We start from the raw sequence: 14,379 nt of genomic DNA, 5'->3' as shown, positions 1-14,379 counted from the left end.
CATCCCAAATACGGTGAATAAGTCAGTGAAGTAGCTCTCAGTAGAAAATTTAAGTCACAACCACCCCAACGAAGACAATCACCATATTATTCATAAATGATACTCATAGCATATTTGAAATGTGCGCCCGGAACACTAACGTCCAGCCTCATCCCGTGGCGGCGTGCCGCGTCGGCTGGCTAACCCTCGTGCCGGGCGGGCGGCGTCTGTCGGCACCGCCTCCGAGACGGCGACGCCGTCGAGTCGCAAGTGTCGCGCGCCCGGGTTCGCCGTTCCGTCATCGCACCCGAGTGGGTCGGCTCGGACGGGGACTAAGGCACGCACTCCACGTAGGTCGTCGACGGGCTAAAGCCTTCTCCTCGGACCCTCGCAGGAGATCCGGATGAGAGATCAGATAACGTACTCGTCCTCGCGGAACTGGACGTAGTGAGCGTCGCGATACTCGAACTTTCGTTTCTTGTAGGCGGCGACGAGTCTCGTCGCGCCGATGCCGGCCGAGTACTTCTTTTTCAGCAGCGGCCCCTCGAGGTCCGTGGCCGCGGTCATCCCGTCGACGATCTCGAACGCACGGTCCCAATCTGTCGGCTCGTACTCCTCGACGATGTCGGCGAAGGCGACGTTGCGGCGGATCTCCTCGCCGATCGCACGTTTCCAGATCTCGTTGTACCCCTGCAAGGAGTCGGTCGCAGCGAGCCGGCCGGCGATCTTGCCGGTCCGGACGGCGACGTGGTAGCCGCCCTCGTGAAACGCCGACGTCGTCCCCATCGCGCCACCGGCGACGGCAATGTTCGCGTTCACCGGCGAGTCGATCGGCCGCGTCGAGGAGATCGGATACGTCTCGGTGCCTCGAGACTTGCCCCGGTCCTCGACGAGCGGGAAGTCCTCCTCGACGTCGTACTCGTCGCCGTACTCGAACTCGAGCAGCCGACGGACGTACTCCGCCCCCGTGGGAATGTCTTCGTCGGTCGGCTCGAGCAGAGCGTAGGAGGCGGGGTCGTCGACCGCTGCGAGGTCCATGCCGATGGGCATCGTCAGCCCGACGCGGGCGACGGTCCCGTCGTTCGGAAACACCCACGGGTACGCCGTCTCGCCGGGCATGTACCCCCACCAGAACTTGATCCGGTCTTCCTCGAACAGTTCCTCGGGGAACTCGCGGTACTCCTGGTAGGCGATGTGGTTTGCCTCCGGCGGGGAGAGGTGTTCCGAGATCGTCCGGCCGGGCGGCGTGAACTGATCGAGCGCCTCGAGCGTGACCCGGCGTTGGGGGCCGTCCGCGAGGACGACGTAGTCGGCCTCGACTTCCTCGCCGGTCGACAGCGTCAGGGTATGCGTCGGTCCGGAGAGGTCGGTCTCGAGGTCGGTCACGCCCGTGCCGACTCGCAGGTCTGCGCCGGCTTCGGCGGCTCGCTCGTGGAGCCAGTCGTCCATCCGGGCTCGGTGGAAAGTGTACCCGAACCCGGGATAGGTGGCGTCGATCCCAGTCGTGTTCAACGCAACGGACTCGCTGGGGCCGATGAAGTCCGCGCCGTCGAGTTCCTGTAGGATCACCTCGTCGGGAATCTCCCGATGATCGAGATCCATGATGTCGACCCAGTAATCGAGCATTCCGGCGGCGTCGGTCGAGTCCGGCCCCGGCTCGTCTCGGTCCTCTCGCGGAACCCCCTGTTCGAAGAGGACCGTCTCGGCACCGTGGGCAGCGGCCCGCTCGGCCGCCGACGATCCCGCCGGACCGCCGCCGACGATCGCGACGTCTACGCGTTCCATACACCGTTTGAACTCAACGGTGCGTATTAAAGTGTCTGGAACCGACCAGTCGGACCGGTTGCCAACAGGTTCTTGACCGATCGGTTTGAGTGTCAGCCATGGTCGATGACTTCGACGTCGTCGTGCTCCGGAAAGGGACACACGGCACGCCGGTCGAGCAGTACGCGGATGCGATTCGCGAACGCCTTCCCGGGACGACCGTTCGACTCGCCCGAACGCCACACGAGGAACGCGAGGCGATTCAGGACGCACGCTTCGTTACCGGGATGACCCTCGACCCGGAGCTACTCGAGGTCGCCGAGCGTCTCGAGGTGTTCGCGTGTGCGTACGCGGGGACGGGCCATCTCCCGATCGAGGGGCTCAACGACCGGGACGTGACGGTGACGAACGCCTCCGGCGTCCACGGACCGAACATGGGCGAGCACGTGCTGGGATCGATCCTCTTCTTTACGCGACGGTTCCACGTCGCCGCGCGCCAGCAACGGCGCCGGGAGTGGCGCCACTACCAGGCCCACGAGTTGCAGGGGTCGACCGTCACCGTGGTCGGCCTCGGTGCGATCGGACGGGCGGTCGTCGATCGCCTCGAGTCGTTCGACGTCGAGACGATCGGAATCAGGTACACTCCCGAGAAGGGTGGACCGACGGACGAGGTGTACGGATTCGACGAACTCCACGAGGCGCTCGCACGGACGGACTACCTGGTGCTTGCCTGTCCGTTGACGGAGACGACGCGCGGACTGATCGACCGGGATGCGCTGGTGACGATCCCGCCCGAGGCGGTGGTCGTGAACGTCGCCCGCGGCCCGGTCGTCGAGACCGACGCGCTCGTCGAGGCGCTTCGCTCGAGTTGGATCCGAGGGGCGTCGCTCGACGTCACTGACCCCGAGCCACTGCCGGCGGAACACCCTCTCTGGAACTTCGAGAACGTCCAGATCACGCCTCACAACTCCGGTCATACTCCGAAGTACTACGATCGACTGGCAGACATCGTCGCGGGCAACGTCGAGCGGATCCGGGAGACGGGGTCGTTCGACGACCTCGAGAACCAGGTCTCCCTCTAAACGAAAAGCAGCGCGAGTTCCCCGCCCCACCGTGGGCGGGGGTGAAGCGCGTACGCTCGGCTACGTCCCGATTTTTAAGTACCGGGACGCCCTACGACAGTTTGGAACCCACGTTATCGGCCTCGCAAAACCCGCGCACCCACTTCGGGGTAAGACGCGGTGTCGTCCGAAAGACTGCGTCTTTCGTGATCACGAAAATCGAAGATTTTCGAACGACGCCGGGCCTGTGTCGCGCCCACGTGAGGGGGCGGACGCCCACGGACACACCTGCCACGGCAGCAACAGACGACCTCTGTTGCGGTGGCACTCTCGGTGCGTTCGGGTATGACTGGTTCCACGCGACTCTCTCCAGAGACAAGCGCGGGCGGAATTAAATTCGCCACCGGTCGTTCCGCTGGCTTCCCGCCAGAGACCACGGCGAAGCCACGGGCCACCGTGCCCGTGGTACTTCACAGTGACGACGTCCACACAGCATACACGGAAAAGAGCAGTCAGAGCCGCCGGTATCGACCCCGGCTCTCGCTGACCTCGCCTCGCCGGACGAGTTTCGCGAGCGCCTTCCGTACGTACTCGGCGTCTATCCCGTGTTCGTCAGCGTACTCGATTACGTCGTCTTCGGTCGGACGGTCGAGATCCGCGAGTGCCGACTCGACGATCTCTCGGCGACTGCCCGTCCGGGTCGGCCCACGCGGATCGCGGTCGCCGGCATCCTCGAGCTCGTCGACGTCGAGCCCCGAGGCCTCGAGGTACGTCTCGTCGTCGACGACGCCGTCTTCGACCTGTGACTCGAGGGCGGCATAGGAGTCGACCTCGGCGAACGCCTCACCTTCGCCCTGGCGATTCGCCAGCATCGACGCCCGTACCTCGCGGGCGTGGGCGGCGTCGTCGGTCTCGAGGAACTTCTTGCGCTTCTCGTAGGCACGACGCGAGCCACACCGGGGACACTGGATCGTCTCGGATCGGCCCTCGATGATCCAGAGATTCGAACATTCGCTACAGCCGACGACGGCGTACATGGCTCGGAGTGAGACGGCGCTGGAGGAAAACGTTCGGGTGTCGGATGTCGGTGGCGTCCGTTGGAAAGAGAGTGCGCGGCCCGGGAATTGAACCCGGATCGCTAGCTTGGAAGGCTAGAGTCATAGCCATTAGACCAGCCGCGCTCTCGTATACGAGTTCTTCGGTGACTCGAATTTAAGACTCTTCCCATTTCCGCTCAAGCCCTGTACCGGCCGGCTCGGAACGCGGCTTCCGACTGGCTTGTGCGTGTCGACTAGCTGGAAGACGCGTTCTCCGATCTCACGCCGATACACCACAGACCTCGTGTCGACGAACTCGCTCGAGACGACTGCGATCGAAAACGGACCGAGGGCCTGGCGAGACGTCCGCGTTACTCCTATGGGGGGCATTTCCCAGCCCCGAATATGACCTGACAGCCCAATATACTCAATAGGGTGATAGGTTTTGTGCGAAGAGGGATGCACTCTAGACACGAGGAAGGAAAGGAAGACGGAATCCCTTCGCCACCCCGGAAAGCGGCGAAGGGGACCCCATGGGAAGGTGCATCCGCGATTCGGGAGCATACCCACCCGAGGCAGTTTGGGTCGAACCACGGAATGTCACTCCCCGCAGTGACAAGCCTCTGGTCGAACGTATACCTGACGGAGACGGTGAAATAAGGCAGGTAGTTGTGAAATCGCGACTATCCGTGTGAGTGATACGAAGGGCCTCTTGCGTTCGGGTTTTACTGGAGTACGACGTGTTCGTCTTCAGACCGCGGGGCGAACACGAGTACACAACCCACCAGAACGTTGCTGTGGCTTCTTGGACTGCTACTCCAAGACCACAGTATATGAGTCGAGAGAGGGAAATTAGGGACCATGGCGCGCATTGACGCAGCCGAGTTGCTGCCGGCAGCGCGGATCAGACAGATGGCTCTCGAGGGCGAAATCACGCAGTTGCATCGCGGGGATCCCCACGCAACGGAGGGCGATACCTTCGTCATCGAGGAGACGGTTTTCGAGGTCACGAACGTCGAGCACCGACGGTTGGGTGAGCTCACCGACGAGGATGCCCGTGCAGAGGGATCGCCGAACCTCGAGGCGTACAAGCGCCGCATCGAAGCGACACACGACACCGAGTGGGACGACGAGAGCGAGGTGGTGTTACACGAGTTCGAGTCGCGCTCGTGACCAAATAGGCGGCGGCAGAATACGTTTCAAGGCCTAATTCAGCAAATATCGGATTGGTTCGTTCGTATGAACGGGAAGGGATTAGCCGGTTTCATCACTGTGCTATGGTTGGAAGATTATGGCATACGTGTGAGCTGACCACCGCACTGTACGGTGGCGGTGACGGAGCCACTGTTTCGGTGGGGAGTCACGGCTGATCGAACCGGGGCAAGCAGGCCAGAATCCGCGCCGATCGGCGCGGTGATCGAGGTGCTACCCTATCATCTGGGGGCACACCTCACGAGCCAAGCCAGTCAGTCGGCAGTCTTTCCCGATTCGGCGAGTATCGACCAGAAGCGGCGCGCTGTGACTTCCTTCAAACCCGCACTATAAGATTGGACCCGCCAAGACATGTGAGTCAGCGGGCGATCGAGCGGTAGAATGAGAATGATGCGATTCGGCCGAGATCAGGCTGTAGAGGCTCAGATATTCGTCATTCCTTTCCGAACATCTGGCGCATAGATGGATAACTATGATAACATTGTAAATATAAAGGCATAATTTTCTGGTAGCTACTCTCCAAATTCCTCAAACTCTTCAAGCTCCTCAAGCGCGTCCATGAACTGTTCACGGTGAATGTCGGCTCCCGTTGAGGCTCGCTCGTCTAACACCCTGGCGTATGATTCGAAGGCGTCGGCGTCCAGCTCCGCGACGTGAACGCAGTCAACATACCCGTCAATCGCGGACCGGAGTACCTGTGCGTAGTGATCGTAAGCCGCATCGACGAGATGGATGTTGTCATCGATCGCCTCGAACAATGCCCGATAGACGGTCGCTGCGGACCGGTAGTGATCGCGTTCCTGATACTGTTCCGCAATGTCGAAGAACCGAGAGAAGTCGATGGCATCAACGACGACTGGATACTCTTCGGTGTGTTGGTTGAACAGTCCTTCAATCTCGGCGCGGTACTCCTCGACGGATTTACTCGCCATGTCCGTGTCGTCGAACCGGGCAAGAAACTGGTCGCGTAGTTCAGGGCGGATTGCGAAAGTGTCGATCACGAACGCACGGAGATCCTCATCCGCAACATCGTCAAGGACTGCTTGGACGCGGTCGCGCTCATCCGATGGCGGAGCGTCCACAATGTCCAGCAACACGGCGACAATATGTTTACAGTCGCCCGGTCCGTCGTAGGGACACGAACAGCGCGGATTTATCGTGGATGGCCCGACTTCGATAGTGAGTTCGTAGAGGGTCGAACCCTGTACTGCGGCAGTAATGATGTCGCCAAACCGGTTGATACGCTGGATGCGCCCTTCTTCACAGTAGTCTTGTCCGCGCTCGAAGACCGCGTCAGTACAGCGGTCACGTATGGCTTGCTTCGTGACGTTCACGAGTTTAGCAAAGATACGCGGCGAAGCCACTTGGCTGTGACTGCATCGTTTGCTGAGCAGGATGCGAATAATCGGAATCAAGCATTATAGACACGCTACAACGTCATTTTCGGCATTTCAGATAATATTCATTTGCCTGTCAGTTTGAGAGGTGAAGTGATTACGTCTCTCCGTATGCCGTTTTTCGATGGTTAGCTGATTCGAGTGGACGCAAGACCCGAATTACCGGATTGCTTCCCGAGGTCTCTGATTCGTGATTCTGGCAAGGGTTTATCCGTGCGTGATTTGGATATTTATAATTGTGCCTCATGACGAAGTTTCAAGATGCATTTGCGGGCGAAACACGCCACGCGAATCAAGACCAAGTGGACGAGTTCAAGTCGTTCAACCCAGAGTCCACACGAGAATATACCCTCTCTCACCCAGGCGGTGGGCGTCGCAGTATCGAGTTAGAGAAACCGCTGATTGTTGCGATGGCACGAGAAAACAGATACGAACCAGACTGCGAAGAACACGAAACAGAGCGGTGTATCAATGCGATTTTCGACGAAGGACTATGTGATGTAGCAGAATTAGCGCTGGAGACAGCAGGCCTCAATGCGGACTCTTACAAGCTGTACAAGTTGCGAGGATTGATGATTCGCTGCACACGGAATCTTGGGTCGTTCAAAGCGTTGAGTGATCACCTCTCGATATATTCGTCTAGAGAACTCGAACAGTTCGGACTGCAGGCCGCCTATGGGCAATCCACGTATCGGAAAGCCGCAAAGCAGTTGAAAAAGAGTGGTGAGTTTGAGCTGCTGGTTGATGCGAGTTGGATCGCGGCGCATGCGTTGTTTTGGAATGGCCTGCCGATTCCAGACCCGGTCAAAGATCAGTACGGATTGTCGTATACGCTTGGGCCAGCTGCTGACGACTTCTCTGACGACGCTCGACAGGTACCGCTATACGAACTGATGAATGACTTGATGGAGATCGTCATCTCGCACCTGGATTTTGATCGAGCCTCGAACAAGTCACGTGAGTTACGAAGTCTTCTTGGAATCTTTGCCACCGCTGCGATCACCGATGAAAGCATCGAAAAGTATGAACAAGCAGCACAACACCTCTTCCAGCTTGATACAGCATTCAGCGGCTCAACGATCTGGCACCATATTGACGGATTATCCGTGTGGGAGATTCATGCGTTGTTTAATGGGATGTATCAAGAGTTGCTTGAATACGTGCTTGATTCAGGTGTCGTGTCTGAACCGGTCACGGTTGCGTATGATCTCGTCAATATCCAAAACTTTGGGCATGAAGTGCGCGATGACACGTTTCTGACCGACGATGGTCGGTGGCGGTTCGCCTCGCTCTCGTTTACTGACACCGATCTTGAATTCGCGTTCGGACTTAGACTCCTGAAATCAGAAGCCCAGCGGACCCGAGTGTTGAAAAATTTCCTTCGGGCATTGACACGGATGGTCGACGTGAAATTATTCCTCGCTGATCGCGGATTCGACGGCGTGAGTGATATAGAAGCATGCCGAGCATTTGTTCCGCAACGGTGGGCGATTCATGCCCAAGACGAGAGTGAGAAAAATTCAGGCAGTACGGATTATACCCGGCTTTTAGAGGAAATCGAGCTAGGTGGAACGGCGGTCATCCCTGATGCTGGATTCGAGGGATTACATCCGCCGACGCAACTCCTTGGCTATTCGGGAGTAAGCACCGACGAGGAGTCGTCAGAAACTGACAAGGAGACATCGAGCCAGAAGCTATCGGACTCAGTTCGGGCGTTCTGGTCTGATATACCACTTCCGGATGACCAGGACGCTCGTGAGCAACGGATTACAAATCTTAACTTCCAGTATAATCAGCGTGCGAAGATCGAGACGCAATTCCGACTTACCAGGAACAGGTTCGATGTAGCGACGGATTCAGCGAACCCGGCTCACAAATTATTCTACTACAATATCTCCACCTTGTTTTATAACCTCTATAAGATTACGGAGACCGTCCCTTCACCGAAGCGTGGCGTCGAGTTTGACCCGACACAGCTGGAAGTCCTGGAAGTAATTCGGAATCTCTCATTCGGTGGCCCAACCTGCCCAATAGGACTTCGGTACCTACAGGACACATCCTAATGCCGCTACTATTCGATGCCCCGACACTCAAAGACATTCTCAGTACAGGGGCCGCTATCCATAAGGAGAGCGAGTGTCACGTCGCGGTGGAAACTGATGAGATTCGGCTCCGCGCACAAGCAGAAGACAGAACGATCTATTTTGAGTATTCGCTTCCACGGTCGAGTCCGCATGTCACCGGAGATGCCGAGCCCGACAGTTTTTGGATAAAACTCGACCTGATCAGTCGATTCTTGCGTGCAACCGGGGGTGACGAGGTTCGAATCACGCTCCCCTCTGAGACACCGGATCGCACACCCATATTCGAACCGGAGCAGCTCACATATCAAGCACCATCTCTCATCACCGCATATGGTCACCGATTACCTGATGTTCCAGCATCAGATATAGCAACAACCTTCTCAATTCATCACGGTGAGTTTGCTAAAGCGATCACCGCAGCGAATTTCATCGGTGGTGAGGTGCAGTTACAGATCAATCCGGAAACCAGCCTGATTGAGTTCGCCGCAGCGGATCCAGGTGGTGACGATTTCATATACGTCGTTCAGCCTGAGCAGGTCAAGCAGATACACGACTCAACGATACGGCTCACTATACCAATCGACATCCTTCGAGACCTCAAGCAGAAAATCCCCCCAACTACCCTCGTTACGATCCGTATCACTCCACATTACGTTCAGTACACAACCAAATTTCCAACTGCAGACAGTACATTAACACTATACATCGCAGAGCGGTTGGGAGCTATCCCAGACGGCAAGGTTCCGTAGAATCAGGGTGTCATAGAATTGTTCCCACACCCGATTCACAAATACTGTTGATCGTTCAGTACCGGGTGCGTATTTTGCGATGAGTGAATTGTAAGATGCGATTGGTATCTGTGCTGGTATGCAAGATACACCGCACATATGTTGTGCCTGCCGCCAGAGACAAGTTCAGGTAGCCAACTTGATTGTTGAGAATGTCAATCTCAGACTAGGTACAACGGACACGCTGTCTCTTACTCTTCAGCCATAGACATCCTCTGTGAGAGGTGTAGCGACACCCATCACTCCTGTGATTGCTCCAGACTCGGCCATAATTGGTGCTGTTGATAGACTCAGCTGAACACGTTCGTTATCTTTTGTTTGCCGGTGGATTTTGTGATTGCGAAACGTTTCACCCGCGAGTGCAAGCTTGAATTGCTGTTCGATTTCGGACTGCTGATCGTCACTATGTATTCCGAGTGACTGAATTGGTTCACCGATCACCGCTTCTTCCTCGTATCCAAACACGTCTTCAGCAGCCTCGTTCCACAACTGGACGGTTCCATCCGCATCGAGCGCGATGATTGCGTCTGGAGAGGCTTCGATGATTGCGTTCAGTCGCTGTGTTGTCTCTTCAAGCGCCTGTTCACGTTCGATTCGTTCAGTCACATTTTGTTGGAATCCGACCCAATTCACGAGGTCTCCAGACTCGTCTCTGATCGGTGCAATGGTTAGCTCATTCCAGAATGTGGTGCCGTCCTTCCGGTAATTTCGGATTACTTCTGTGACCGGCTCTTGGGCGTCAATGGCTTGGCGAATCGTGGCTACTGTTTCCGGATCAGTCTCATCTCCTTGCAGAAACCGACAGTTCTGCCCACAAACCTCTCCCTCGTCGTATCCGGTCAACTCACAGAACCGCTCGTTGGCGTACACGAGTGGGTTGTCGTTCTGGTTCGGATCGGCAAGCGTGATGCCGACCGGTGCATTGTCCATCGCCTGTGTCTTCGTTGTGAGTTCGGCTTTCTGCTGGAGTCGCTCTGTCACGTCCCGAATAACAAAGAGATGTTGCCCCGGCACAATATCGGTCGTAGCAGAATACTCGACTTGCCGTTCGATGCCATCCGCGTCAACTATCGACACTGAGTCACGTTCCCGTCCGGCGTCCTGAAACGTGTCCCATGCGGCGTCGAAGTCAAACGCGCCCGGCAGAAATCGCTGGAGTGTCTGGCCGAGCAACGCTTGCTGGTCCAGGCCATAGATAGTGCTCGCTTCCGGATTGGCGTGGAGAATCCGTGCCTCATCGTTGACGATAACCATCGCATCGTTGGCTTCGTCAAAGGCTGCTTCGTACTGATCGCGGGCCCGCCTGAGTTCGGAGATCTGCTGGTGAATGTCCGTGTCCGTTTTTCGAGGGATAGAAAGCGTCATCGTTGTTCCGTCGTCCGTTACGGTCGCGTCGATTGTGCCGTCGTGGCTGGTGACGATCCAGTGAGAGAGCCACAAGCCGAGTCCCGATCCGTGAGTTAGTGGGGTCTCAGTACCCGTTTGGAGCACATCGGCTTCATGACTGGCCAGTCCGGGGCCGGTATCCGTAATTTCGATCTCGACGGCATTTGGCACGGCGTCCACAGAAACGGTGACAGTCGGAGCGTCGCCGCCGTGTTTGGCAGCGTTTTCGATCAACTCTTCGAGTGCCCGTTCGAGACTTGGGAAGACTGCTGCGATGATCGCTTCGTCGTATTCAGCACTAACTGACGCGTTCGGATACTTGCGTGAAACCTGCTCGACGATGTCGTCAACGAGTGCCGTAATAGTGGTCGATTCACGTTCGAAGTCAGCGGCGACGATGCGATCTAACTGCCGGGCTTTTTCGCCCAACCGAATAAGGTCATCAATGTTATCGAGTACAGTCTTACTATACGGATTCTCACCCAATTCGTCAGCCATCATTTCGGTGAATCCACGGACAACAGACAGATCGTTGCGAAGGTTGTGTCGAAGCACCCGATTGAGGACGATGGCAAGATTGGTTTGTCTCGTGAGTTCGGCCTCATGTTGCTGGCGTTCGAGTTCTCGTTCGAGCAGTTTGGCGATGAGTTCAGCGAACATGGTTTCGCCGTCGCTGAACTCCTCACGTGGATCTTCAGCAACGAAACAGACTGTTCCGTACGTGTTGTTATCGACTATGAGTGACGTGCCGTGGTAACAGTGCAGGCCGTGGGCTTCGAATGCCGGGTCGTCAGCCCACCCCTGAGTTGGTGCATCAGAAAGCGCGATAGTCGAATTCGCCTCAATCGTTCGGCGGCAATACGTCGTGTTGAGATCGAGTTCGAGCCCCGGCGGAAAGCGACCGTCCGGTGGGTCAGTACTGACGATGGCTTCCCAGTAATCGGTTTCTCGGTCGATCCGGGTGAGATGGCCGTTGTCTGCACCGAGATACTGCGTGCCGAGTTCGAGGGCATCACGTGCTTTCTGCTCAAACGGAATATCCCTCTGAATGATTTCGTACAATTCATTTCTGGCCGCTTGAGCTGTTATTGCGGTTTCTGTCATCTTATCGTACCCCGCTTAATGAGTGGTCAGTTCGTTTTCTTGGCGTTCACGTAGCGTGGGGAGATGTGTCATGCTATCTATTGATACAGGACCCGAGACATATTTTAGTTGTGGGCCGCCACAAGTTGCAGGTCAAATCCCCATTCAGTGCACCAGTTAATCTCTGAATCGTCACATCGTTTCTACTCCCACATATGCAGATCAACCGTACGGTGTCTACTGCACGGCGATTCGTCCAGAAGTAGCTGGTCTAGAGCATTCGTCTTGGCAACCGAATCATTATCAATCAGCCGTATATTCCTATACATATATCTCCGATGAATCTAGCTATTCTCGGATATACGCTTCTGTTTTCAGCGTCAGCGCTTGTTTGTCTCGCCAGTATTCCACGGGCCCGGACGATCCAACACCCAGGAACACGCCAAGGTCTTGTCGCTTTGTTAGCCGCCGTCGCTCTCTGGTCTGGGGGCTATATCGGCTATCTACTCGCCCCTACAGCGGGGAGTAAAATCGCATTGTATATTTTCGGATACGTCTTTGCGTTCGTCGCTGTCGGTGCTTGGTTGTACTTTTGTGCGGCCTACACTGGCCGGCCGCCACGACAAGCACCGTACCGAAATATCCTCATCGCTGTCTTCCTGCTCTTTACCGTTCTGAAGATCACGAATCCACTTCACAATCTCTATTTCACGACCGAGTGGACCACTACTCCATATACACATCTCGCTATTCACCAGCAATCACTGCACTGGATCGTACTGGGGCTATCCTACGCAGTTATCGCAGTTGGCTTCTTTATGCTAATCGAGCGGTTCTACCATACTGGAACCGATAGTCGGCCCCTCGTGATTCTCGCCGGCCTTACTGGACTTCCGGCAACCGCAACCATTCTCAGCAATCAGATCGATATACTGCTTCCCCTGATGTATGAGCCGCCTGGTGTCGCACTGTTCGCCGTTGGTACGCTATTCGTCTATCACCGTCGCTTCGAAGTATTACGTCTGACAAGTGAAAGCGGGTCACCTGCACTCTTTCTCGACAAAGATGGCTGCATTCGTGATTATAATCGGGCTGCTCAGGAACTCTTTCCATCCCTTCGGGGGTCTATTGGACAGTCGCTCGATACAGTGAACTCAACGCTCAGCGACGCCCTTTCGAGCACAGACCCGATGACAGTCTCCCAGGGTGAAGAGCTACACTTCTATGAGGTAACGACTTCACCGTTCATGGCAGGCGAAGTGCAGACGGGCCAATTAGTAACCATCACCGATGTCGGAGATCGTGAGTTGTATCGCCAGCAACTCGAAGAGACGACAGAACAGCTTGAAGCCCTGAACCGAGTCGCTCACGAGCTGATGAGCGCAGATACGCAAGACGAAATCGTCGAGATAGGTGTTGAGACGACCCGAGATCTCCTGGGTATAGACGCGAACTCGATTCACCTGTATGATTCGGACGCTGAAGGATTGGTTCCGGTGGTGGCCACCGAGTCCGTGTACGATCTCGTTGGCGAGCCCCCGACGTTCACCGATGGGGACAGCATCGCATGGCGTGTCTACCAGCAGGGAGAGCCACTCGCAGTCGGTGACGTTCACGAGGAACCGGATCGGTATAATCCGGACACGCCGATTCGGAGCGAGCTCTACCTGCCACTCGGTGAATACGGGATTTTACTCGCTGGATCGCCGTCACCGGAATCGTTCGACGATCAGGATTTACTTCTGGCCAAGATTCTGGCCAGCGGACTGGCTACAGCGCTGGAGCAGGTCGAACGGACCGGGCAGCTCCGTGCCCGTGAGAAGGAACTTACCAGGCAAAACGACCGGCTCGAAGAGTTCGCCAGCATCGTTAGCCACGATCTCAGGAATCCGCTGAGTGTCGCTAAAGGGCGACTGGAGCTAGCTGCTGAGGAGTGTGATAGCGAGCACTTAGAACACGCTGATCGGGCCCACGAACGGATGCAGACGCTGATCGAGGATCTCCTGACGTTAGCCCGTGAGGGTGAGGCCATAGCGGACCTCGAACCGGTAGCTCTCGCTTCAGTTGTAGAGGGCTGCTGGGCGACTGTGGAGACGGACGAGGCCACACTCGTTACTGATATGGACGGCACAGTGCAGGCTGACAGGAGCCGCCTGAAACAGTTGTTCGAGAACCTGATTCGGAACGCTGTCGAGCACGGTGGCGAAGGCGTAACCGTGACGGTTGGCGAACTGACCGATGGGTTCTACATTGAAGATACTGGCCCGGGCATCCCTGCAAACGAGCGTGAAACGATCTTCGAAGCAGGCTATTCGACATGTGAAGATGGCACCGGCTTCGGGTTGAGCATCGTCAAACAGATCGTCGATGCCCACGGCTGGGAACTCCATGTGACGGACGGTGACGAGGGTGGTGCGCGTTTCGAAATTACTGGTGTCGAAATCGATGATCAATAAAATCTCTGTATCTTGCACGCCGTTCTTGACAGATGTCGGTAAGATCGTCGCCCTCGCTGGTATGTGAGTTCTCTGAATTGACCGATTCGGGGCGGTGCTAACAGGTATGGGAACCGTTGTATGACACCCTGT

9 protein-coding genes and 1 tRNA gene are annotated in these 14,379 nt (G+C 56.5%); 5 read left to right on the top strand and 5 right to left on the bottom strand.

From position 1 onward, the window contains the following. Positions 1-390 precede the first annotated feature (390 nt). Positions 391-1,764 carry an NAD(P)/FAD-dependent oxidoreductase gene (locus tag QQ977_RS01290; RefSeq protein ID WP_285927070.1) on the bottom strand — a complete coding sequence of 458 codons (1,374 nt, stop codon included), beginning with the start codon at positions 1,762-1,764 and terminating at the stop codon, positions 391-393. Between the two features lie 98 nt (positions 1,765-1,862). Between QQ977_RS01290 and QQ977_RS01285 the strand changes: the two genes are divergently transcribed. Beyond that, entirely contained in the window at positions 1,863-2,825 is a 963-nt protein-coding gene (locus tag QQ977_RS01285) for a D-2-hydroxyacid dehydrogenase (protein ID WP_285927069.1), read from the top strand. 491 nt (positions 2,826-3,316) lie between these two features. On the opposite strand, the gene QQ977_RS01280 is transcribed toward QQ977_RS01285, so the two are convergent. Next, positions 3,317-3,841, bottom strand: a complete 525-nt coding sequence (locus tag QQ977_RS01280; RefSeq protein ID WP_285927068.1) for a DUF5817 domain-containing protein — start codon at positions 3,839-3,841, stop codon at positions 3,317-3,319. Positions 3,842-3,913: 72 nt separating this feature from the next. Then, positions 3,914-3,985: transfer RNA gene (locus QQ977_RS01275), tRNA-Gly, on the bottom strand. Between the two features lie 717 nt (positions 3,986-4,702). Here QQ977_RS01275 and QQ977_RS01270 point away from each other — a divergent pair. Then, positions 4,703-5,014, top strand: a complete 312-nt coding sequence (locus QQ977_RS01270) for an ASCH domain-containing protein (protein ID WP_285927067.1) — start codon at positions 4,703-4,705, stop codon at positions 5,012-5,014. Positions 5,015-5,565: 551 nt separating this feature from the next. On the opposite strand, the gene QQ977_RS01265 is transcribed toward QQ977_RS01270, so the two are convergent. Then, positions 5,566-6,387 carry an SWIM zinc finger family protein gene (locus QQ977_RS01265; RefSeq protein WP_285927066.1) on the bottom strand — a complete coding sequence of 274 codons (822 nt, stop codon included), beginning with the start codon at positions 6,385-6,387 and terminating at the stop codon, positions 5,566-5,568. Positions 6,388-6,695: 308 nt separating this feature from the next. Here QQ977_RS01265 and QQ977_RS01260 point away from each other — a divergent pair, with 308 nt between their 5' ends. Both QQ977_RS01260 and QQ977_RS01255 read left to right on the top strand, forming a co-directional pair. Further along, positions 6,696-8,513, top strand: coding sequence for a hypothetical protein (locus tag QQ977_RS01260; protein ID WP_345783364.1), 1,818 nt, complete (start codon positions 6,696-6,698; stop codon positions 8,511-8,513). Continuing rightward, on the top strand, positions 8,513-9,283 hold the full coding sequence (locus QQ977_RS01255; protein ID WP_285927064.1) for a hypothetical protein: 771 nt from the start codon (positions 8,513-8,515) through the stop codon (positions 9,281-9,283). Before QQ977_RS01260 ends, QQ977_RS01255 begins: the two co-directional genes overlap by 1 nt. Positions 9,284-9,520: 237 nt before the next feature. Here QQ977_RS01255 and QQ977_RS01250 read toward each other — a convergent pair whose 3' ends face one another. Then, positions 9,521-11,812: a PAS domain S-box protein gene (locus QQ977_RS01250; protein ID WP_285927063.1), complete on the bottom strand. Its 2,292-nt coding sequence runs from the start codon at positions 11,810-11,812 to the stop codon at positions 9,521-9,523. 317 nt (positions 11,813-12,129) lie between these two features. Here QQ977_RS01250 and QQ977_RS01245 point away from each other — a divergent pair, with 317 nt between their 5' ends. After that, entirely contained in the window at positions 12,130-14,247 is a 2,118-nt protein-coding gene (locus QQ977_RS01245; protein WP_285927062.1) for an ATP-binding protein, read from the top strand. Positions 14,248-14,379: the final 132 nt, after the last annotated feature.

It is taken from the genome of Natrialbaceae archaeon AArc-T1-2, assembly GCF_030273315.1.
Classification (GTDB): Archaea; Halobacteriota; Halobacteria; order Halobacteriales; family Natrialbaceae; genus Tc-Br11-E2g1.
The sequence above is the reverse complement of the archived record's forward strand: the minus strand, read 5'-3'. Positions and strand labels throughout refer to the sequence as shown.